Source organism: Ectopseudomonas chengduensis, assembly GCF_900102635.1.
GTDB lineage: Bacteria > Pseudomonadota > Gammaproteobacteria > Pseudomonadales > Pseudomonadaceae > Aquipseudomonas > Aquipseudomonas chengduensis.
The window spans coordinates 29876-51762 of record NZ_FMZQ01000023.1 but is presented as its reverse complement, the minus strand read 5'-3'; the positions used below and the strand labels follow the sequence as shown (position 1 = coordinate 51762).

The following is a 21887-nucleotide window of genomic DNA, read 5'->3' as shown; positions in this document are numbered from 1 at the left end:
ATCCACCGCGAACCTGATGGTGGATGAAAGAGTGTCATCCACCCTCCAGGGTGACCGTGAGGCGTATGGGGTTCTATCCTTACCCTGAACTCGCTGAAAGGAAGCCCCATGCGCCGCGTACTCAATGACCTGAAAATCATGATCCTGGCCAACCTGTGGATAGTCCCGGTGGTGGCTGGTCTGGTCTGGGCCCTGTTCCAGTTCGTCGCGCCGCCACCGCCGATGAGCGCCAGCATGGCCACCGGCGCCCAAGGGGGCGCCTACCAGCAGTTCGCCGAACGCCTGAAGGAAGAACTGGCCAAGGAAGGTTTCGAACTGAATCTGGTACCGACCTCGGGCTCGCGCGACAACCTGCAACGCCTGCTGGCCAACGATCCGCAAGTGGAGATCGCCCTGGTGCAGAGCGGCCTGGAGCGCCAGCTGACAGCCGAGGAGCAGCGTCAGCTGGAAAGCCTGGGGGCGATCTATCAGGAACCGCTGTGGCTGTTCTTTCGACGTGACGTGGAGCTGGATCGCATTGCCGACCTGCTGCCACTGCGCCTCGGTCTGGGCGGCGAAGGCAGTGGCACCCGCGCCGCCAGTGACGCCATTCTCGGCGCCAATGCCATCGAGCCGGAACAATATCCCGAAAGCTGGCAGAGCATCGGGGGTGGCAAAGCTGCCCGCGCGTTGATGGCCGGCGAACTGGATGCAGCATTCTTCGTCGGCCCGGCAGAAAACTCACTGGTGCAGCAACTGGCGGCCAACCCGGACATCACCCTGGCGCACTTTCGGCGCGCAGCCGCCTACGAGGCGCGCCTGCCGTTCTTCAATCAGGTGAAGGTCGGTGAAGGCCTGCTCGATCTGGCCAGCAACGCACCGGACCGCGACATCATCACCCTGTCTCCGGTCGCCACCCTGGTAGTCAACGACGACTTCAACCCAGGCCTGGTGCCGCTGTTTCTCGAGGCCAGCCGTGAAGTGATGCGGGGCGGTACCCTGCTCGATACCGCAGGCACCTTTCCCAGCGCCGAGCCGCGCACCTTCGAGCTGCACAAGGATGCCGGGCATTACTACGACAAGGGCCTGCCTATCCTGCAGCGCTACCTGCCGTTTCGCATCGCTTCGCTGGCCGACCGCTACATCATCCTGCTGATCCCCCTGATCGTGGTGATGATTCCGCTGTTCAAGGCTGTCGGCCCGATTTACCAGTGGCGCATCCGCGCACGCATCTACCGCTGGTACAAGTACCTGCGCGAGATCGACCGCAAGCTGCACGCAGGTTCCTTGCCCGACGAACTGGACAGCGAGATCGAACGCCTGGAGCAGATGGAAGACGAGCTGGCGGCCGTGGATGTGCCGCTTTCGTACTCCAACGAGCTGTACGAACTACACATGCATGTGCGCTACGTGATCGAGCGACTGCGCGTGTTGCAGCGGCGCCGGCAGGCATAGGGTGGATCACGCCTCATCGATACACCACGGCAGTGGATGTACCCTCCTATAGCTTGCGCAAGCACTGTGGGAGGGGCTTTAGCCGCGACTTGCCACATGACGTCCACACCATTCACAGATGTATCCGCACCAGAATCCATCACCCGCTTCGGGTAAACTGCGCCCCTGTTTGAATTTGCCCACGAGACCGCCATGCCGATCCGCCACTGCATCGTCCACCTGATCGACAAGAAGCCCGACGGCAGCCCCGCCGTGCTGCACGCTCGCGACAGCGAGCTGGCCACGTCGCAAGCCATGGAGAACCTGCTGGCCGACCTCAACGAGAGCTACAACGCCAAGCAGGGCAAGGCCTGGGGTCTGTTCCACGAAGAGTCCGGCGCCTACCCGTTCAGCGGCTGGCTCAAGGCCTATCTCGACGGTGAGCAGGATTTCACCGCCTTCAGCCGTCAGGCCGTCGAACACCTGCAAAAGCTGATGGAAGAATCCAACCTCTCCACCGGCGGCCACGTGCTCTTGGCCCATTACCAGCAGGGCATGACCGACTACCTGGCCATCGCCCTGCTGCACCACAGTGAAGGCGTGGCGGTGACCGACGCGCTGGACGTGACCCCGGCCAAGCACCTGGATCTGGGCCAGCTGCACCTGGCCGCGCGCATCAACATCAGCGAGTGGCAGAACAACAAGCAGTCCAAGCAGTACATCTCCTTCATCAAAGGCAAGAACGGCAAGAAGGTCTCGGACTACTTCCGCGACTTCATCGGCTGCCAGGAAGGCGTCGACGGCCCGGGCGAGACCCGCACCCTGCTCAAGGCCTTCAGCGATTACGTGGAAAGCGAGGATCTGCCCGAAGAGCAGGCCCGCGAGAAGACCAAGACCCTGGTCGGCTACGCCACCGGCCAGGCCAAGATGGGCGAGCCGATCACCCTGGAAGAACTCTCCGGACTGATCGATGAAGAGCGCCCCAAGGCCTTCTACGAGCACATCCGCAACAAAGACTACGGCATGGCCCCGGAATTTCCGGCGGACAAACGCACCCTCAGCCAATTCCAGCGTTTCACTGGTCGTGCCGAAGGCCTGTCGATCAGCTTCGAGGCGCACCTGCTGGGTTCGAAGATCGAGTACGACGAAGGCCGCGACATGCTGATCATTCGTCAGTTGCCGACCCAGTTGAAGGATCAGCTCAAGCGTCGTCAGGATTGATGCATTTGTAGGGTGGCCCGGGCGGCGATCCGCTTTAGCCCACCAAAACGATCCTGACCCATCTGTTCTATTTCGGTGGGCTGTAGCCCACCCTACGAAAACTAAAACGGATCGCCGCCCCGCCCACCCTACGAGCCACGGGCTGATATGGCGGTACGACCCGGTGCGGTTTACCCTGAGATGACCGCGCTATCACACAAGGATGCGAAACCATGAAGACGATTGTGCTGCTGCTCGCCGCCCTGGCTCTGTGGCAGAACTGGGACAAGATCGACCGCTGGCTGAACCCACCGCAGGCCGGCAATGGCAGCGGCGAGATCGTGCTCTACGCCACGCAATGGTGTGGCTACTGCGCCAAGACGCGCGAGCTGTTCGCCGAAGACGGCATCGCCTATCGCGAAGTGAATATCGAGACCGATGCCGCCGGCCGCGCCCAGTACCAGGCGCTTGGCGGCCGCGGCGTGCCGGTGATCGACCTGCGCGGGCAAGTCATTCACGGTTACGACGTGCGCGCCATCCGCGCCGCCTACTGACAGACGGCGCGAGAGGCCTCAACGCGCCTCGATACGGAACCCCAGGCGCGGGAAGTGCATATGCACGATGCCGGCACGCTCATCCTCACGCCGCAGAATCAGCTCGTCGCGCCCGGCATGCAGCAACTCGCCCTGCACCGGGTCGACACCATAGTCCACCGCGGCGATGCTCACCGCCTGGCCAGCTTTGAAACCATTGGGGTCGACGAAATCCTCGTGCGGCAGCGCTGCCGGAGTCGCTTCACGCGCCACCGCGATCGCCTGTTCGCTGCTCATCTCGCTCAACGAGCCATGGCCGAAGCCGAGCACACGGCCAAGCCAGGCAGCGACTTCCGGGTAATCGTCGACCAGCGGCGAGGTAACCGGCGTGCCGCGCAGGAACCACAAACAATGAGCCACGGAAAAATCGGCGAGCGATGATTCACCGAAGAGGAAATCGCCCTGCTCGCGCTGCAACTGGCGCTGCAATGCGCCCATCAGTGCCGGCCAATTGTGCTTGGCCTGCTCCAGTGGCAGCCGAGTCGCCGTACCACCGGAAAACAGCGCGCCACGGTCGGCGGCGAAAGCCTTGGCGAACTCCGGCGGCACCTTGGCGAAGCGCAGCGCCATCGACTCGGGTTGGAACACCAGCGCCACGGCATGCTGGAACAAGACCGAGTCAGCCCACTGCGCCAGCAGGCTGACATTGAACTCCTGACCTTCGGGCAGCAGCGCCGGGGTTGCCTTCTCGGCTTCCAGGCGGCGAGCGATCAGCGCGGTATCGCAGTAGATGTCGGCGCCGACCTGCAGCACCGGGGTCTTGCGGTAGCCGCCAGTCAGCGCGGTGAGATCGGGCTTGGGCATCAGTGGCGGGATCATCACCGAACGCCAGGACAGTTGCTTGAAGCCCAGCATCAGGCGGGCCTTCTCGGCAAACGGCGAGGTCGGGTAGTGATGAAGGATCAACTCATGCATGGCGCGCTCCGCGTCGGCTCAAAAGTCCTCAGCTTACCCGCGCGACACCTGCACGCAACCGCCTGAGGCTGATGAACCGCCATCAACGGCCAGAATGAGTGCTTCTTTGGCGCTTTTGCTCAGGCGCTTGATCGCCCGTTCACGGCGCAACGCATCACCCTTGCTGGCACAGGCTTCGACGTAGGCCAGCGCCAGCGCCGGGCTGGTATGGAAGAATCGGGCACCCTTGCCGCTCTGGTGCTGGGCGAAACGCCGCTGCGGGTCATCGCTGATGCCGCAATACAGCGCGCCATTGGCGGCGCGCACCAGATAGACGAACCAGGCCTTTTCGACTGCTGCATTCATCCGCGCGCGGGAAACCACTCACGCGCCGAGCGCCACAGGCACATGCCGACGAAGTAGGCAGAAGCCAACCACCAGAGCGCCAGCAGCCAGAACTGATTGACCGGGTACTGCAGGATCAACAGCGCGCTGGAGAGCATCCAGACGAAGGTCACCAGGATGTTCAGCGGCATGAACTGACGCACGCGGAACGGGTGCAGGAACTTCATCTTGGTCAGGGTCAGGCCGGCCAGCAGGACGATAATGGCCAGGGTGATCCAGGGGTGCACGTCGAGGATGTAGAAATACAACACAACCACGTTCCACGCCGCCGGGAAGCCGACGAAGTAGTTGTCCTTGCTCTTCATGTTCAGGTTGCAGAAGCAGAACAGCGAAGACAGCAGAATCAGGCCCACGGCGAACAGCGGCGTGTAATCCGGCAGGGGGATGAAGCGGTAAAGAAAGATGGCGGGGATGAATACGTAGGTCAGGTAATCGATCACCAGGTCGAGGGTCGATCCGTCGAAATGCGGCAGTACACCCTTGACGTCATAGCGGCGCGCCAGCGAGCCGTCCAGACCGTCGACCAGCAGTGCCAGGCCGAGCCACAACAGGCATTGCGTGGGTTGGCCGTCGAGTACGGCCAGCAATGCCAGCAGGGCGAGGATCACGCCGCTGGCGGTAACAGCATGGACCCCCCAGGCTTTGGCCTGTTTTACGGCAACGATCAGTTCGGTCACGGCAGGTCTCGATTGGCAGTGGAGGTGCGGCACCCGGTGTGCGCACTCTTTATTGAAGGCTAAGACCGGCTAGCCTACCACTGCGTTCCTTCGCTCGCCTCAGCGCGTGCCACGAAACTGGGCCAGCCCGCGTGCCGCCTGTCGACGAATGGCAGCCTGAACCGGTGGCGCCCACCCCAGCAGAAGCCCTTTGCCACCTAGCGCCTGACGTGCCCAGCGCCAGAGATCGAAGTGATCGCGATGCTCGACGATGAGCCCGTCGCGAAACACGAAGCGCGCCTGAATATGGTTGACCACCTGACGACCGGTGGCGCTGAAACGGTAGCTGGCGACCCAGCGCGCGCTGCCGGCATGATCGTCAGCGTGCACCGAGTCGAAGGTCAGCGAGAAGTCTTCGGCGCGGCTGCACAGCATGCGCCACATATCGCCCGCCTCCGCGCCGTGCAGGTCGACGAAGACCGGATCGGAGAAACGCACATCTTCGGCGTAGCAGCTTGCCATGCTCTCGGCATCGAGTTTCTGGAAGGCGCTGTAAAAACGCTGGATCAGATCGGCATTGGGGTGGCTCATGAGTCGCTCCTACAGGCTTTTCATTACGTAGGGTGCGCCGCGCGCACCGCTGTCACGGCGTCGCTCACTGGTGCGCACAGCGCACCCTACACGTTCGCAAGGATGGTTCACCCCAGTCTGTTCGTCCGGCGAGGACGTGGCGATTGGCTATAAAGACAACTTTGTGTCAATAATCGCCAATCCAATTCAGGTCACTGTCATGCTGCGCATCGCCTTGTACGTCTGCCCGCAAACCATCTGCTCCAGCCTGAGCATGGCGCAGGATGCCTTCAGCCTGGCCAATCGCCTGGCCGGCGCGCCCACTTTTCAGTTGCAACGTTTCAGCCTCGATGGCCAGCCCGTGCAGTTGGAGTTCGCGCAGGTTCAGGTCGATGGCGGCCTTGAGCTGGCCGAGCAGGCCAACCTGCTGATCGTTCCCGCCACCGGCAGCGCCATCACCCGCACGCTGGAGAGCAACGCCAAGCTGCTGCCCTGGCTGGCCCAACGTGATCAGCAACAGGTGGCTAGTCTGTGCAGCAGCGCCTTCCTGCTGGCCGCTGCCGGTCTGCTCGATGGGCGCCAGGCGACCACCCACTGGGCATTGGCCGATTCGTTTTCCCGTCTATTCCCCCGAGTGAACCTACGCAGTGACCTGCTGCTGACCGAGGACGGCCCGCTGTTCTGCTCCGGTGGTGCTCAGGCCGGGCTCGACCTGTGCCTGCACCTGATCGCCCTGCATGCCGGCGAATGGCTGGCGCAACAGGTGGCCAGTGCCATGGTGATCGAGCGCCAGCGCGGTACGCAGACGCGTTTCGCGCCCCTGCTGCCCAGCAGCGAGGACAAGTCCCTTGCCCCACTGCTGGCCTGGCTACGCGAACATCACGCCGAGACAATCGATCTCAACCGTCTGGCACAACAAGCCCATTGCTCGGCGCGAACCCTGCTACGCCGCTTCAAACACGCCACCGGGCTGACCCCGGGCGATTACCTGCAGCGCCTGCGTATCAGTCTGGCGCAGCAGGCACTGACCGATTCGGCGCAGTCGCTGGAGCAGGTCGCCAGTCAGGTCGGGTTCGCCGACCGCGCCACCTTCGCCAAGCGCTTCAAGCAGTTATGCGGAGAAACGCCGGGCGCCTTCCGCAAACGCATGCGGCGCCACTAGGCACTCAAGGTGTCCAATGGCTGATGCCAATCAAAACGGATTTTCGTAGGAGCCCCGCCCCGGGGCGAAGCTTTCGAATGCACGCCGCCCAGATTCGCGGCGGGGCGCCGCTCCTACAAATTGTTGGCATGGCCGCCTGATCGAGTGGCCTCAGCAACAAACCAAGGAAGTCCGATGGCTGATGCCAATCAAAACGGATTTTCGTAGGAGCCCCGCCCCGGGGCGAAGCTTTCGAATGCACGCCGCCCAGATTCGCGGCGGGGCGCCGCTCCTACAGATTGGTGGCACAGCCGCCAGGGAGCGGCACCGGCAACGAAAAAGGGAGCCCGAAGGCTCCCTGATCCATGGCGCAATGCCGGCTCAGTGCAGGATCTGACTGAGGAACAGCTTGGTGCGCTCGTTCTGCGGGTTGGTGAAGAAGGCGTTCGGTTCGGCCTCCTCGACGATCTCGCCCTTGTCCATGAAGATCACGCGGTTGGCCACGGTACGGGCAAAACCCATCTCGTGGGTCACGCAGAGCATGGTCATGCCGTCTTCAGCCAGACCGATCATGGTGTCGAGCACCTCTTTCACCATCTCCGGGTCGAGGGCCGAGGTCGGCTCGTCGAACAGCATGATCTTCGGCTTCATGCACAGCGCGCGGGCAATCGCCACACGCTGCTGCTGACCGCCGGAGAGCTGGCCCGGAAACTTGTGTGCCTGCTCGGGGATACGCACGCGCTCGAGAAAGTGCATGGCAATTTCCTCGGCCTGACGCTTGGGCATCTTGCGTACCCACATCGGCGCCAGCGTGCAGTTCTGCAGCACGGTCAGGTGCGGGAACAGGTTGAAGTGCTGGAACACCATACCCACTTCACGGCGAATCGCTTCGATGTGCTTGAGGTCGCTGGTCAATTCGGTGCCATCGACCACGATGCGCCCCTGCTGGTGTTCTTCCAGGCGGTTGATGCAACGAATGGTGGTGGACTTGCCCGAACCGGACGGCCCGCAGAGCACGATACGCTCGCCCTGCTGCACGCTCAGGTTGATGTCCTTGAGCACATGGAACTGGCCGTACCACTTGTTCACACCCTGCAGCAGGATCATCGGCTCGGCGCTGGGTTGTTTGATTGCTTCACTCATGACTCACTCCTCTTGAGGGGCTCGATTCAGGATTTAGCGAGCTAGAGCCAGGCAAAGCGAAAACATTCGAGGGAGCGCAATGTACGGTTGTACATGAGCATCCCGAGAGTGTTTTCAACGCCGCCAGGCCGACGCGCAGCAAATACTGATCAGCTCCTAACGCTTGTGGCCGGTATCCAGCTTCCGCTCGAGATGCAGCGAATAGCGGGACATGCCGAAACAGAAAATCCAGAAGACCAACGCGGCGAACACATAACCTTCGGTAGCCATACCCAGCCATGCCGGGTCGGTGGTCGCCTGCTTGATGCTGTTGAGCAGATCGAACAGGCCGATGATGATCACCAGACTGGTGTCCTTGAACAGGGCGATGAAGACGTTGACGATGCCCGGAATCACCAGCTTCAGCGCCTGCGGCAGGATCACCAGGCCCATCATCCGCCAGTAGCCCAGGCCCATGGCCGCGGCCGCCTCGTACTGCCCTTTGGGAATGGCCTGCAGACCACCGCGCACCACTTCGGCGATATAGGCAGACTGGAACAGGATCACCCCGATCAGCGCACGCATCAGCTTGTCGAAATGCATGCCTTCGGGCAGGAACAACGGCAGCATCACCGAGGACATGAACAGCACGGTGATCAGCGGCACACCGCGCCAGAACTCGATGAAGGTGACGCAGATGACCTTGATCGCCGGCAGGTTGGAACGTCGCCCCAGTGCCAGCAGGATACCCAGCGGCAAGGCACCGGTGATGCCGACGGAGGCAATCACCAGGGTCAGCATCAGGCCGCCCCACTGGCTGGTGGATACCACGCTCAGGCCGAATACGCCGCCGTGCAACAGGCACCAGGCGATCACCGGATAGATCACCAGGAAGCCCAGGCCGTAGAACGCCTTGCGCGGCATCTGCGGCACGAACAGCGGCGCCGCGCCGACGATTGCCAGCCACAGCGTGGCGTCCACGCGCCAGCGTAGTTCGCTGGGGTAGAAGCCGTACATGAACTGACCGAAACGCTGTTGGATGAACACCCAGCACGCGCCTTCCTTGGTGCAGTCGGCGCGGGTGCTGCCCACCCAGTTGGCATCGATGATCGCCCACTGCAGCAGCGGAGGTACCACCAGCCAGATCAGATAAAGCGCGAAGAGAGTCAACAGGCTGTTGAACCAGTTGGAAAACAGGTTGGCCTTGAGCCAGCCCACTGCACCGACGCTCAGGCGTGGCGGCGGCAGGTCCGGTTTGAATGTATGAGTCTGCATGGCTGCTCCTTACCGCTCAGTCAGCGCGATGCGCTTGTTGTACCAGTTCATCAGCAGGGAAATGCTGATACTGATGGCCAGATACACGCTCATGGTGATGGCGATCACCTCGATGGCCTGGCCGGTCTGGTTGAGCACGGTGCCGGCGAACAGCGAAACCATGTCCGGGTAGCCGATACCGGCGGCCAGGGACGAGTTCTTCGCCAGGTTGAGGTACTGACTGGTCAGTGGCGGAATGATCACGCGCAGTGCCTGCGGGATGATCACCAGACGCAGGGTGACGCCCGGACGCAACCCAAGCGAGCGCGCCGCTTCGGTCTGACCATGGCTGACGGCCATGATCCCGGAGCGAACGTTCTCGGCGATGAAAGCCGCGGTGTAGATGGTCAGCGCCAGGGTCAACGCCATCAGCTCGGGGATCATCACCCAGCCGCCACGGAAGTTGAAACCGGTCAACTCCGGCACGCTCCACACCAGCGGGTTACCGCCGATCAGCACGGTGAGGCCAGGGATGACTACGATCAGCGCCAGCGAGGTCCACAACAGCGGGAAGATCTGGCCAGTGGCCTCGCGGCGCTTCTTGGCCCAGCGTCCCAAGGCGATGATGCCGACGATGGTCGCCAGTACTACCACCGCGAACAGGCCGAAACTCTCCGAAGGGCCAGGCGCCGGCATGTACAGACCGCGACTGTTGAGGAAGAAGATTTCACCCATATCCAGGCTCTGCCGAGGACCAGGCAGGGCAAGAAATACCGCGAAATACCAGAAGAGGATCTGCAGCAACGGCGGAATGTTGCGGAAAATCTCGATGTAAACGGTGGCCAACTTGCTGATCAGCCAGTTGGGCGATAGCCGCGCCACACCCAGCAGAAAGCCAAGGATGGAGGCCAGCACGATACCGATAAAAGACACCAGCAGGGTATTGAGCAAGCCGACCAGAAACACACGGGCGTAGCTGTTGCTTTCCGTGTAGTCGATCAGGTGCTGGGCAATACCGAAACCGGCGCTGTTATTGAGAAAAGCGAAGCCGGAAATGATCCCGCGCTTCTCCAGGTTAGCCTGGGTGTTCTGGAAGAGAAACCAGCCGAGCGCCACAACGGCGATAACGGCAATGACCTGGAAAGCCCAAGCACGCACCTGCGGATCGTTCAGAAACGATCCTCGCGGGCGCGGGGCATTAGCAGTCGTGTGCATGACAACCCTCACGGAAGCCCCGGCCGCACGCAAGCCGGCCGGCGTTCACTTAATCGGAAACGACAGCGGCAGGCCATAGGCCTGCCGCTGTGGACGGTCAACGCACCGGCGGTGCGTACTGCAGACCACCCTTGTTCCACAGGGCGTTGAGACCACGCTCGATCTTCAGCTCGCTGCCGGCACCGACGTTACGGTCGAAGGACTCACCGTAGTTACCGACTTGCTTGACGATCTGTACTGCCCAGTCTTTCGGCAGCTTGAGGTCTTTGCCGAACTCACCTTCAGTACCCAGCAGACGTGCTACGTCCGGGTTCTTGGTGTCTTTGGCAGTGGCTTCGACGTTGGCCGAGGTCACACCCAGCTCTTCGGCGTTAACCATGGCGAACAGGGTCCAGCGCACGATGTCGAACCACTCCTCGTCACCCTGGCGCACGACCGGGCCCAGAGGCTCCTTGGAGATGACTTCCGGCAGCACGACATAGTCGTCCGGGTTGGCCAGCTTGATGCGCTGTGCGTACAGCTGCGACTGGTCGGAGGTCAGCACGTCGCAACGGCCGGCTTCGACCGACTTGGCGCTCTCGTCAGAGGTGTCGTAGGTGATGGGGGTGTACTTCATGCCGTTGGCACGGAAGTAGTCGGAGAGGTTCAGCTCGGTGGTGGTACCGGCCTGGATGCAGACGGTAGCCCCGTCCAGTTCCTTGGCGCTGGAAACGCCCAGCTTCTTGTTCACCAAAAAGCCCTGGCCATCGTAGTAGTTGGTGCCAGTGAAGTTCAGACCCAGTGCGGCGTCGCGCGAGCTGGTCCAGGTGGTGTTACGCGACAGGATGTCGACTTCGCCGGATTGCAGCGCGGTGAAGCGCTCCTTGGCGGTCAGCGGGCTGTACTTGACCTTGGTCGCGTCGCCGAAAACCGCGGCTGCAACAGCGCGGCAGACGTCAACGTCGAGACCCAGGTAGTTGCCTTTTTCATCGGCGTAGGAGAAGCCAGGCAGACCGTCGCTGATACCGCACTGCACGAAGCCTTTCTTCTGCACTGCATCCAGGGTGGCGCCTGCCTGAGCAAAGCCACTGACACCGAGCACAGCTGCGGTGGTCAGCACAGCCAGGGTGGATTTCACCATCTTCATCAAAAACCTCCAGTTGCTCTTATTGTGTTGGAGTCTCCGTCCGCCTTCCCCACCCTTTTGAGGCACGCGATCCGCTGGCAGCAACGGTATCGACGAGAAGTTCGAACGTCAGGCGGGAGTCTAGTCGGCTTTACCCTCTGCTGGCCAACTGCTCCCACCCTGCCCATTGGTTGAACGGGCCAGAGACGGATCGTCATCCGTCTGAGCGATCGATCGCCCCGACGGTCTATTAGGAACCCCACACAGCAGATTCCTGCCTGTTGAGCGGTGCGCAGTGGCACAGTGTTACCGTTACCGCACCGCGTCGTCAGTTCAAATGAGCCATAGCAAGCCCCGTACCAGCACATGGCAAATTGCCGGATATACGGGGGTCAAGGGCAAAACTTTCACCCGTGCGACAACTTATTCACAGATTAGCCAAGCCTTGAGCAGGGTGCCGCCCCAAATTAAGGCGCCCGCACCACACTGGAGCTACCAATGACCGCACCCATGATTTTACAGCCCCCACAATCCGCCGATGCCAGCGTGATCTGGCTGCATGGGCTGGGGGCTGACCGCTACGATTTCCTGCCGGTCGCCGAGATGCTGCAGGAACGCCTGCCCAGCACACGCTTCATCCTGCCGCAGGCGCCAACCCGCCCGGTGACCATCAACGGCGGCTGGAGCATGCCGAGCTGGTACGACATCCTCGCCATGAGTCCGGCACGGGCCATCGACCAGGCACAACTGGAAGAGTCCGCCGACCAGGTGATCGCCCTGATCGAAGCCGAGCGCGAAAGCGCCATCGCCCCTGAACGCATCGTCCTGGCAGGCTTTTCCCAAGGTGGCGCGGTGGTGCTGCACACTGCCTTTATGCGCTATCCACAGCCCCTCGGCGGGGTGCTGGCACTCTCGACCTACGCACCGACTTTCAGCGATGACATGCCGCTGGCGGATACAAAAAGACAACTGCCGGTGCTTTGTTTGCATGGCAGATTCGACGACGTGGTGACACCCGACATGGGACGCGCCGCGTACGACCGCCTGCACGCCTGTGGGGTGCCGGTGCAATGGCGCGACTATCCAATGGCGCACGAGGTGCTGCCGGAAGAGATTCGCGATATCGCCGAATGGTTGAGCCAGCTGCTGGCCGACTGACCGAACCGAGAGATGCACAATAAATGAGCACAGCGCCCCTCATTCGCACCCTGCAGGATATCGAACAGATCGAGAGCACCCCGCTGAGTGATCGCGACCTGCCCAGCAGCACCTTCGAGCTGATTCGCCGCACGGCGCAGACCAGTCCCGAGGCAGCGGCGCTGTCGTTCATTCTCCAGGGCACGGGAGAGGAAACCCCGCTGCGCCTGAATTATGCCGAGCTGCTCGGCAAGATCACCCAGACCGCCAACGCCTTCCACCGCCTGGGCCTGCGTCCCGGCAAGGCGGTGTCCTTCCTGCTGCCCAACCTGCCGCAGACCCACTACACCATCTGGGGTGGCGAGGCCGCCGGCATCGTCAATGCGATCAACCCGCTGCTCGATCCCGAACACATCGCCGAGCTGATCCACGCGTCCAACTCCGAGCTGCTGGTGACCCTGGCGCCCTTTCCCGGCACCGACCTGTGGGCCAAGGTGGAGGCGCTGCGCGGCCAGTTGCCGGAGCTCAAGGCGGTGCTCTGCGTGGACATGGCCAACCTGCTGCCCGAACCGCAACGCAGCGCGCTCAAGGCCCAGCGCGGCCCGCTGCCGGAAGGCGTGCTGGATTTCGATGAAACCATCGCCGCCTGCCCCGCCGATCACCTGGAAAGCGGTCGTGTGATCGCCGCCGACGACATCGCCAGTTACTTCCACACCGGCGGCACCACCGGCACGCCCAAGCTGGCACCGCACAGCCACGGCAACGAAGTGGCGATGGCCTACAGCATGAATCTGGTGACCCGCTTCGGTGTCGGCGACGTGACGCTCTGCGGTCTGCCGCTGTTCCACGTCAACGGCGTGATCGTCACCGGGCTGACGGCTTTCATCGGCGGCGCAGAAGTGCTGCTGGCCACGCCGCAGGGCTACCGCAACACAACGCTGATCAGCAACTTCTGGAAGGTGATCGCGCGCCACAAGGTCAGCTTCTTCAGCGGCGTGCCGACCATCTATGCCGGCCTGCTGCAGATTCCCAGCGAAGGCCATGACCTGTCCTCGCTGAAGTACGCCCTGTGCGGCGCCGCACCCATGCCGGTGGAACTGATACGCCAGTTCGAGGCCAAGACCGGCCTGACCCTGCTCGAAGGCTATGGCCTGACCGAGGGCACCTGCGGCAGCTGCGCCAACCCACCTGCCGGCGAGCGGCGCCCCGGCTCCATCGGCCTGCCCATGCCGTACTGCGAAGTGCGCATCAAGGTACTCGACGAGCAGGGACGCTATCTCCGGGATGCCGAGCAGGATGAGATCGGCAACCTGTGCATCCGCGGTGCCACGGTATTCAAGGGCTATCTGCAGGCGAGCAAGAACGCCGGCATCTGGGTCGATGGCGACTGGTTCAACACCGGCGACCTTGGTCGCGTCGATGCTGACGGCTATATCTGGCTGACCGGGCGCAGCAAGGATCTGATCATCCGCGGCGGTCACAACATCGACCCGCAGATGATCGAGGAAGCCCTGCACAAACACCCCGCCGTGGCCATGGCCGCTGCCGTGGGCAAGCCAGACGAGAAGGCCGGCGAATTGCCGGTGGTCTACGTGCAGCTCAAGCCGGGCGCGCAGACCAGCGAAACCGAGCTGCTGGAACATGCCGCCGCACATATTCCCGAGCGCGCCGCAGTGCCCAAGGACGCCTGGATCATCGATGCAATCCCGCTCACGGCGGTGGGCAAGACCTTCAAGCCAGCGCTGCGTTTCGATGCCATCGCCAGGGTTTACCAGGCGGCTGTCGATGAGCTGCATCCGGATGTTCGGGTCGAAGTGCTGAGCGATGACAAGGCCGGTCAACTGGCCCATATCCACCTGCCGAATCAGGATCAGGCATTGGCTGCCAGCATTGCCGAGCGTCTGTCCGGCTACGCGGTGGGCCATCGCATCCACTTCTCAGCGTGATCCGGAGCGCGCCAGGACGCGCGCCAGTTAACAGCTTCGCACTTTCGTGCAACCACTGGTCGGCCGAGCTTCAGGCAAGCATTGCCACGCCTGATGCCCAGGAATACTGTCGAATCCTATTCGTAGACACGACAGGGAGCGTTGGTGGTGCCCTCAGGCCTATTCGCCCGGCCAGGCCCGACGAGATCACGATGAAACCGGCGCACTGGCAGGCAGACCTGCAGCAAATTCAACAGTTGCGACTATTTCATAATGTCGCCACCAGCAGCCTCGACCAGTTGCTGCGGGAATTTCGCGCCTGCGAGCTGGAAGCCGGCGAAGTACTGCTCTCCCCCTTCAATCGCAACCAGCACCTCTATCTGCTGATCGAAGGCCAGTTGCGCGTCTACCTCGGGTCACTGGACAACCAGGCCGTCAGCACCCTCGAAGTCGGCGACTGCGCCGGTGAAATCAGCTTCATCGACAACGAACATCCCTCCGCCTACGTCGTGGCCGAGCGCCCCTCCATCGTCCTGCGCCTGCACCGAGAATCACTGGTGGCGTTGTTCCAGCAATCCCCACAGATGATGCAGAACCTGCTGGAGCTGCTCTGCGATCGCGTGCGCCAAGGCAACCGGCAGATTCTCGACAGTGAGCAGAACGCCAACGTTGATACCCTCACCGGCTGCTTCAACCGGCGCTGGCTGGAACACGTGTTCGAGCGTGAGAGCACCCGCTGTGCCTTCAACGACGAACCCATGTCATTGCTGATGCTCGATGTCGACCACTTCAAGGCCTACAACGACCAGCACGGCCACCTGGCCGGCGATTACGCCCTGTGCCTGGTGGCGCATACCCTGAGCAGCCAGCTGAGGCCGAAGGACAGCCTGATACGTTTCGGTGGCGAGGAGTTCGTCATTCTCCTGCCGGAGATCGCCGATGAGGCTGCACGCGGTATCGGTGAGCGCCTGCGTATCGGCCTGGAGCAGATCGCGTCCTTCTATTCGCCGGTTGGTGTGCTGCCCGGCGTCACCATCTCCATCGGCCTGGCGCAGATGCAGCACAAGGACAGCCTGCAAAGCCTTATCGCGCGCGCCGATGCGGCGCTATACCAGGCCAAGCAACAGGGGCGTAACTGCCTCTGCGGCTGATAATTTGCGACATTGGTGCGCTAGGCATTGTGGGAGGGGCTTTAGCCGCGACCGAATCGCCGCTGAAGCGCCTCCCGTAGAGCTGCCGCGCACCGCCGCCCCTTCCCTTGCTACAGTGCCGAGCATAACGACAAGCCTGGATGGCCACCCTTTATGCGCAAACTGCTGATCGCCCTGCTTCTGCTGGTTTCCCTCTCTGCCCTCGCCGTACTGGGCCTGCCCCGAGTCATCGACGCGCAGATGAACAGCGTCGCCAGCCCGCCACCCTATCCGGCCAGCGCCAGCGCGCAGAAGCTGCACCAGGGGCTGTTCGTCGCCGACCTGCACGACGACGCCCTGCTCTGGGAGCGTGATCTGCTCAAGCGCTACGACTACGGTCACTCCGACCTGCCGCGCATGCTCGAAGGCCGCCTCGGCCTGCAGGTGTTCTCCACCGTGACCAAAACCCCACGCGGCCTGAACATGGAGAGCAACGGCGCCGACAGCGACAACATCACACTGCTGGCCATGGCCCAGCGTTGGCCACGGGAAACCTGGAGCAGCCTGCTACAGCGCGCCCTGTACCAGGCGCAGAAACTCAAGGACGCCAGCGCCGGCAGCGATGGGCGCCTGGTGCTGATCCGCACCCGCGCGGACCTGGCGAACTTCGTCGATGCCTGGGAAAAGGACCCGCGCCGCGTCGCCGGCCTGCTCGCCACCGAAGGCCTGCAACCTATCGAGGGCAAGCTGGAGAACATCGACGTGCTGTATGACGCGGGTTTCCGCATCGCCGGCCTGACTCACTTCTTCGACAACGAAGTCGGCGGCTCGGCCCATGGCCTGGAAAAAGGCGGGCTGACGCCACTGGGGCGCCAGGTCATCGCGCGCCTGGAAGAAAAATCCATGCTGGTGGACCTGGCCCACGCCTCGCGCCCGCTGATCGACGATGTGCTGGCCATGGCCACGCGCCCGGTGCTGGTCTCGCACACCGGCGTCGAGGGCACCTGCCCCGGCACGCGCAATCTCAGCGACAAGCACCTGCAGGCCATCGCCGCCACGGGCGGGGTGATCGGTATCGGCTACTGGAGCACCGCCGTTTGCGACACCTCGGTCGCCGCCATCGTCAAAGCCATCCGCTATACGGCGGACAAGGTCGGCGTCGAGCACGTCGCCCTGGGCTCGGACTTCAACGGCACCGTGCATACGCCGTTCGACGTCACCGGCCTGGCGCAAATTACCGAGGGACTGCAAACCGCCGGCTTCGACAATGACGCCATTGCCGCGATCATGGGCGGCAATGTACAGCGCCTGCTGCTGGCCAGCCTGCCGGAGAAATGAGGCCCTGAGCGCACGGTCCTCTTGACAGACGCGAGCGAAGCACTTCGCCACGCCCGCGTCTTGCATTACACTGGCGGGCGTTCACTCCTTAACCAGTCGATGAGAAGCCCGTGCTCAAAGCACTCAAGAAAATGTTCGGCAAAGCCGAAGACGAGCAGCCACAACCAGCGCCGTCACCCGTAACAGCGCCCGCCCAGAGCGGTGACGCAGAGCACAAGCGTCCCCGCAAGAACAAGCCCGCCCGCACCACCAGCGAGACCGCAGGCGATAGCCCGGCGCAGCAACAGCCCCGCCCGCCAAAGGCTGACAAGCCGCGCCGCGAGCGCCCCGCCAAACCGGTGGATACCTGGAAGCTGGAAGACTTCGTGGTCGAGCCTGCCGAAGGCAAAACGCGCTTCCATGACTTCAAGCTCGCCCCCGAGCTGATGCACGCCATTCATGACCTGGGTTTCCCCTACTGCACGCCGATCCAGGCCGGCGTACTGGGCTACACCCTCAAGGGCCAGGACACCATTGGCCGCGCCCAGACCGGCACCGGCAAGACCGCAGCCTTCCTGATCTCGATCATCACTCAGTTGCTGCAAACCCCACCGCCGAAAGAGCGCTACATGGGCGAGCCACGCGCGCTGATCATCGCGCCGACCCGCGAACTGGTGGTGCAGATCGCCAAGGACGCTGCCGAGCTGACCAAATACACCGGCCTGAATGTCATGCAGTTCGTCGGCGGCATGGACTTCGACAAGCAGCTCAAGCAGCTGGAATCGCGCTTCTGCGACATCCTCGTGGCGACGCCGGGCCGCCTGCTGGACTTCAACCAGCGCGGCGAAGTGCACCTGGACATGGTCGAGGTGATGGTGCTGGACGAAGCCGACCGCATGCTCGACATGGGCTTCATCCCGCAGGTGCGCCAGATCATCCGCCAGACGCCGATGAAAGGTGACCGCCAGACCCTGCTGTTCTCCGCCACCTTCACCGAAGACGTGATGAACCTGGCCAAGCAATGGACGGTCAACCCGGCCATCGTCGAGATCGAGCCGGAGAACGTCGCCAGCGATACCGTCGAGCAGCACGTGTACGCCGTAGCCTCGGCTGACAAGTACAAACTGCTCTACAACCTGATCAGCCAGAACGACTGGACGCGGGTCATGGTCTTCGCCAACCGCAAGGACGAAGTACGGCGCATCGAAGAGCGCCTGACTCGCGACGGCATCAGCGCCGTGCAGATGTCCGGCGACATTCCCCAGCACAAGCGCATCCGCGCCCTGGAAGGCTTCCGCGAAGGCAAGATCCGCGTCATGGTCGCGACCGACGTCGCCGGTCGCGGCATCCACGTCGATGCCATCAGCCATGTGATCAACTTCACCCTGCCGGAAGACCCGGACGACTACGTGCACCGCATCGGTCGTACCGGCCGCGCCGGTACCAGCGGCACCTCGATCAGCTTCGCCGGCGAGGACGACGCCTTCGCCCTGCCGCCGATCGAAGCGCTGATCGGCCGCAAGATCCAGTGCGAAATGCCACCGGACGAACTGCTCAAGCCGGTACCGCGCAAGCACTGAGCCGGCGCAGGCAGAACCAAGGCGAAGCCGCGAGGCTTCGCCTTTTTCATGCCTGAGCGTCAGTCACCCAAACCCAGTGCCCTGGCCACCCCCGCACCATAGGCGGGATCAGCCTTGCTGCAATGGCCGATATGGCGCCGTTTGATCTCAGCAGATGCGTCGCCCATCGAGCTGCGGGGTGTCGTCGAAATCAGGGTGCGAGGTCAGCGCCAGGACAAGAATGCCCGACTCCTGCTCGAATCCCACCGAGCCGCTGTCCAGACTCGTCGGCCAGACGTAGCTGTAGACCTCTGCACCGGCAAAGCTGCCTTTGGCGGTGGGCAGACGACTACCGGCCTGACCATCGACCAGTTGCTCGAAGACCAGATCGCTGCCCTCCTTGAGCACACGGGTATGCACCAGATCGAAAGCCGCCTCGACCTGCCCGCCCTTTTCGCTGTGGATGCCTTCCGGGCCGTGGGCCCAGGCCGGGCTTGCCAGCACGGCCAGCCACGCGCTTAGCGTCACCGTGTTCATAAGCGTCCCTAGCCTTTGGCAAGATATTCAGCAGTGGAAATCACGGGCGCGTAGCCGAAGCTGAGCGCCGCCATGAATGCCGCATGCACGTGCTCGGCCGGCACCTTTACACCGTTGAATTGCAGATCGAGCGTGGCACAGGCGTCATGCAGCACCGTGGTGTCGTAGCCGAAATCCACCGCGGCTCGGGTGATGCCATCAACGCACATATGACTCATGTTGCCGACGATCACCACGGCGTCGATGGCGTGCCGATCGAGTATCGCCTTGAGTTCGGTTTCGCGAAACGAGTTGATGTAATGCTTGAGCACCACCAGCTCGTCGCCCTGATTGATGACGCTGGGATGGATATGCGCCCCCTCGCTGCCGGGTCGAAAGAACGGCGCATCGGCGCTGGTGAACTCATGGCGGATGTGCACCACCAGATCGCCGCGTTCACGAAAAGCGGCGATCACCTGTGCCGCCTTCGCGGCGGCGGCCTCCACCTTGCTCAGCGTCCATAGGCCGCCTGGGAAGTAATCGTTCTGGATATCAACCACGATCAGGGCTGTCTTGCTACTCATGGGTCAGTCCTCGAAATGACATTGAATGGCCGTTGATGGTCGATCAGCTACGCAGGAAGGCCAGCATGTCCGCGCCCAGTTGTTCCTTGTGGGTATCGGTGATGCCGTGAGGCGCTCCGGGGTAGATGACCAGCTTGGCGTGTGGCACCAACTTGGCCGAAGCTCTGGCAGCAGCGTCCACGGGCACGATCTGGTCGTCATCGCCGTGCAGGATCAGCGTCGGCACATCGAACTTCTTCAGGTCGTCGCTGAAGTCGGTTTCGGAGAAAGCCTTGATGCAGTCATAGGCATTCTTGTGACCCACCATCATGCCCTGCATCCAGAACGCGTCGATCACTCCCTGCGAGGGTTTGGCACCGGGGCGGTTGTAGCCAAAGAACGGCCCACTGGCGACGTCGCGGTACAGCTGCGAACGATCGGCGAGCGATGCCGCGCGGATGCCATCGAATACCGAGAGTGGCAGACCACCCGGATTGGCCTCGGTCTGCACCATCAACGGCGGAACAGCGGCAATCAGCCCCGCCTTGGCCACCCGGGCGGTGCCATGCCGGCCGATGTAACGCGCCACCTCACCGCCACCAGTGGAAAAACCGAACAGCGAAGCGCCACGCACATCCAGGTGATCGAGCAGTGCAGCCAGATCATCGGCGTAGGTGTTCATTTCATTGCCATTCCAGGGCTGGCCGGAGCGTCCATGACCACGCCGATCATGAGCGATCACCCGATAGCCGTTGCTGGCCAGGAACATCATCTGCGCCTCCCAGCTATCGGAGTTCAGTGGCCAGCCATGGCTCAGCACCACGACCGGGCCGCTGCCCCAGTCCTTGTAGTAGATTTGTGTACCGTCGCGTGTGGTGATGGTGCCCATGGTTCTACGCCCTCCATTCTCGGTTTGCGGATGGGCAGTGCCGGGACCAGCGCCCCGCACGCAACCACCCAGGGGTAACAACATCACCGTTGCCAGCGCGGCAGAGCCGAGCAGCAATTGGCGACGTCCGTTATTCAAAGGTTGTTCAGGGGTTTGCGGCATGAGTTGCCCCTCCCTTGGCCGAAGATCGCGGCAGACGCAGCCGCACCAGATTCCAGGTACGCACCTGCTCTTCCCACTCGTCGCCTTCGGCGGGGGTCAAAGGCAACGCCAGATTGCTGATCACCATCCAGTCGCCCTGCACCACGCTGCTGGCAGGGAACAGCAAGCCCAACGGGGCTCCGCTGGCGCTGAGGCCCCGGAAACCACCGGCACGTATACGGATCAGCCCCTGTTCATCGACTCCCAGAAGCTGGTCGACCTGATTGGCCAGCAGCCACAGCAGACCGTCGTGAAACAGCAGACCATCGGCTCCGGGCAGGCTTTCGGCCACCACCTGCAACTCACCGCCAGACAGCGGCATGCGCAACAGGCGACCATCACCCGCGTTGTTGATATAGAGATGGCGCTCGCCATCATCGAGGGCTAGTCCATTGGCGCCAAAGGGCAGGAAGCCCGCCGTCGCGAGGAGCGGATCACGCGACAGCACCTCAAGCGAGCAGGGTCTGCAGTGCGTGGCGTCAGCGATTCGATACAGCGCGCCCTGGAAGGAGTCGGACACATAAAGATCACCATTGCCGGCGAATACCAGGCCGTTGGGAGCAGGCATGCCACTGGCAGCGAACTCGATCCGGTCCTGGCTGCCGTCCGGGTTGTCCACCATGCGAGCCGCCGGGGCTGGCGGAACGAGCCGGGGGAAATCGAGCACATCTTCCACCGGGGTGTCCGCCGTGAAGTCGGCCAGGATGCGTTGCAGCTTGCCGGCACCGAAATTGAGGATGTAGAGCTGGCCGTCGGCATAGCCCAGCCCGGTCAGCGGCATGCCGGTGAATGATCGCTGCGCCAGCAGGCGGCCATCGGCTGCGTAACGAAGCAGTTGATTGTTGCGCTCGGAGGCGGGCTGGCGCATATCGAACGTGCCGACGTAGATGTCGCCGTTGCGTGGGTTGCTTGCCAGGCCTTCGGGGTAGCGCACCCCTGACGGCAACTCGACGAATGGCTCGACCTCAAGCACCTGCGGCCCGAGCGGCGGCGCCTGGCTGGCGGCAAACGCACCAGCCAGCACCAGGCATATGCCCCAGCTGCACGTCGACGGACTCATATAGCCTCCCCTCGCGTCGATC

The 21887-nt window shown here is 62.8% G+C and carries 21 protein-coding genes and 1 pseudogene; 9 read left to right on the top strand and 13 right to left on the bottom strand.

Translation table 11 applies throughout. The features are described from left to right. Positions 1-108 precede the first annotated feature (108 nt). The 3 genes from BLS08_RS24535 to BLS08_RS24525 all read left to right on the top strand — a co-directional run bounded on the left by BLS08_RS24535 (position 109) and on the right by BLS08_RS24525 (position 3167). Positions 109-1434, top strand: a complete 1326-nt coding sequence (locus BLS08_RS24535; RefSeq protein ID WP_017675234.1) for a TAXI family TRAP transporter solute-binding subunit — start codon at positions 109-111, stop codon at positions 1432-1434. Between the two features lie 192 nt (positions 1435-1626). After that, the gene (gene yejK, locus BLS08_RS24530; RefSeq protein ID WP_017675235.1) at positions 1627-2634 is read left to right on the top strand and encodes a nucleoid-associated protein YejK; all 1008 of its coding nucleotides are present in this window, start codon (positions 1627-1629) and stop codon (positions 2632-2634) included. 212 nt (positions 2635-2846) lie between these two features. Then, positions 2847-3167, top strand: a complete 321-nt coding sequence (locus tag BLS08_RS24525; protein WP_017675236.1) for a glutaredoxin family protein — start codon at positions 2847-2849, stop codon at positions 3165-3167. A gap of 18 nt (positions 3168-3185) precedes the next feature. On the opposite strand, the gene BLS08_RS24520 is transcribed toward BLS08_RS24525, so the two are convergent. From BLS08_RS24520 to BLS08_RS24505, 4 genes are all read right to left on the bottom strand, one after another. Continuing rightward, on the bottom strand, positions 3186-4121 hold the full coding sequence (locus BLS08_RS24520; protein ID WP_017675237.1) for a glutathione S-transferase family protein: 936 nt from the start codon (positions 4119-4121) through the stop codon (positions 3186-3188). Positions 4122-4154: 33 nt separating this feature from the next. Further along, positions 4155-4466: a GIY-YIG nuclease family protein gene (locus BLS08_RS24515; protein WP_017675238.1), complete on the bottom strand. Its 312-nt coding sequence runs from the start codon at positions 4464-4466 to the stop codon at positions 4155-4157. Continuing rightward, the gene (pcsA, locus tag BLS08_RS24510; protein WP_017675239.1) at positions 4463-5182 is read right to left on the bottom strand and encodes a phosphatidylcholine synthase; all 720 of its coding nucleotides are present in this window, start codon (positions 5180-5182) and stop codon (positions 4463-4465) included. The genes BLS08_RS24515 and pcsA overlap by 4 nt, the downstream gene beginning before the upstream one ends. Positions 5183-5281: 99 nt before the next feature. Next, positions 5282-5752: a nuclear transport factor 2 family protein gene (locus tag BLS08_RS24505; protein ID WP_017675240.1), complete on the bottom strand. Its 471-nt coding sequence runs from the start codon at positions 5750-5752 to the stop codon at positions 5282-5284. Between the two features lie 199 nt (positions 5753-5951). Between BLS08_RS24505 and BLS08_RS24500 the strand changes: the two genes are divergently transcribed. Next, the gene (locus BLS08_RS24500) at positions 5952-6893 is read left to right on the top strand and encodes a GlxA family transcriptional regulator (protein WP_017675241.1); all 942 of its coding nucleotides are present in this window, start codon (positions 5952-5954) and stop codon (positions 6891-6893) included. A gap of 360 nt (positions 6894-7253) precedes the next feature. Here BLS08_RS24500 and BLS08_RS24495 read toward each other — a convergent pair whose 3' ends face one another. The 4 genes from BLS08_RS24495 to BLS08_RS24480 all read right to left on the bottom strand — a co-directional run bounded on the left by BLS08_RS24495 (position 7254) and on the right by BLS08_RS24480 (position 11589). Then, on the bottom strand, positions 7254-8015 hold the full coding sequence (locus tag BLS08_RS24495) for an amino acid ABC transporter ATP-binding protein (protein ID WP_055984860.1): 762 nt from the start codon (positions 8013-8015) through the stop codon (positions 7254-7256). A gap of 156 nt (positions 8016-8171) precedes the next feature. Continuing rightward, entirely contained in the window at positions 8172-9269 is a 1098-nt protein-coding gene (locus BLS08_RS24490) for an amino acid ABC transporter permease (RefSeq protein WP_017675243.1), read from the bottom strand. A 9-nt stretch (positions 9270-9278) separates the two neighbouring features. After that, the gene (locus tag BLS08_RS24485; protein WP_167375892.1) at positions 9279-10463 is read right to left on the bottom strand and encodes an amino acid ABC transporter permease; all 1185 of its coding nucleotides are present in this window, start codon (positions 10461-10463) and stop codon (positions 9279-9281) included. A 97-nt stretch (positions 10464-10560) separates the two neighbouring features. Next, complete coding sequence (locus BLS08_RS24480) at positions 10561-11589, bottom strand: amino acid ABC transporter substrate-binding protein (protein WP_017675245.1); 1029 nt, start codon at positions 11587-11589, stop codon at positions 10561-10563. Between the two features lie 477 nt (positions 11590-12066). Between BLS08_RS24480 and BLS08_RS24475 the strand changes: the two genes are divergently transcribed. The 5 genes from BLS08_RS24475 to rhlB all read left to right on the top strand — a co-directional run bounded on the left by BLS08_RS24475 (position 12067) and on the right by rhlB (position 18657). Continuing rightward, positions 12067-12726: an alpha/beta hydrolase gene (locus tag BLS08_RS24475; protein ID WP_021488710.1), complete on the top strand. Its 660-nt coding sequence runs from the start codon at positions 12067-12069 to the stop codon at positions 12724-12726. Positions 12727-12749: 23 nt separating this feature from the next. Continuing rightward, complete coding sequence (locus BLS08_RS24470; protein WP_090337630.1) at positions 12750-14651, top strand: acyl-CoA synthetase; 1902 nt, start codon at positions 12750-12752, stop codon at positions 14649-14651. A 191-nt stretch (positions 14652-14842) separates the two neighbouring features. After that, positions 14843-15781: a GGDEF domain-containing protein gene (locus tag BLS08_RS24465; RefSeq protein WP_017675248.1), complete on the top strand. Its 939-nt coding sequence runs from the start codon at positions 14843-14845 to the stop codon at positions 15779-15781. Between the two features lie 153 nt (positions 15782-15934). After that, positions 15935-17098 (top strand): dipeptidase, encoded by a 1164-nt coding sequence (locus BLS08_RS24460; RefSeq protein WP_055984852.1) that lies wholly within the window; start codon positions 15935-15937, stop codon positions 17096-17098. A gap of 110 nt (positions 17099-17208) precedes the next feature. After that, a complete protein-coding gene (gene rhlB / locus BLS08_RS24455) occupies positions 17209-18657 on the top strand; it encodes an ATP-dependent RNA helicase RhlB (RefSeq protein WP_055984850.1) in 1449 nt (482 codons plus the stop codon). Between the two features lie 59 nt (positions 18658-18716). Here rhlB and BLS08_RS24450 read toward each other — a convergent pair. The 5 genes and pseudogenes from BLS08_RS24450 to BLS08_RS24430 form a co-directional block, all read right to left on the bottom strand. Further along, positions 18717-18827 (bottom strand): annotated as a pseudogene (locus BLS08_RS24450) (catalase-related domain-containing protein); the annotation flags it as partial. Beyond that, positions 18805-19173: a hypothetical protein gene (locus BLS08_RS24445; protein WP_236699048.1), complete on the bottom strand. Its 369-nt coding sequence runs from the start codon at positions 19171-19173 to the stop codon at positions 18805-18807. The pseudogene BLS08_RS24450 and the gene BLS08_RS24445, both read right to left, overlap by 23 nt. Before the next feature lie 8 nt (positions 19174-19181). Then, on the bottom strand, positions 19182-19736 hold the full coding sequence (locus BLS08_RS24440; RefSeq protein WP_055984847.1) for a cysteine hydrolase family protein: 555 nt from the start codon (positions 19734-19736) through the stop codon (positions 19182-19184). A 43-nt stretch (positions 19737-19779) separates the two neighbouring features. Beyond that, on the bottom strand, positions 19780-20604 hold the full coding sequence (locus BLS08_RS24435) for an alpha/beta fold hydrolase (protein WP_055984844.1): 825 nt from the start codon (positions 20602-20604) through the stop codon (positions 19780-19782). Between the two features lie 145 nt (positions 20605-20749). Further along, positions 20750-21865 (bottom strand): SMP-30/gluconolactonase/LRE family protein, encoded by a 1116-nt coding sequence (locus tag BLS08_RS24430; RefSeq protein WP_139204305.1) that lies wholly within the window; start codon positions 21863-21865, stop codon positions 20750-20752. Positions 21866-21887: the final 22 nt, after the last annotated feature.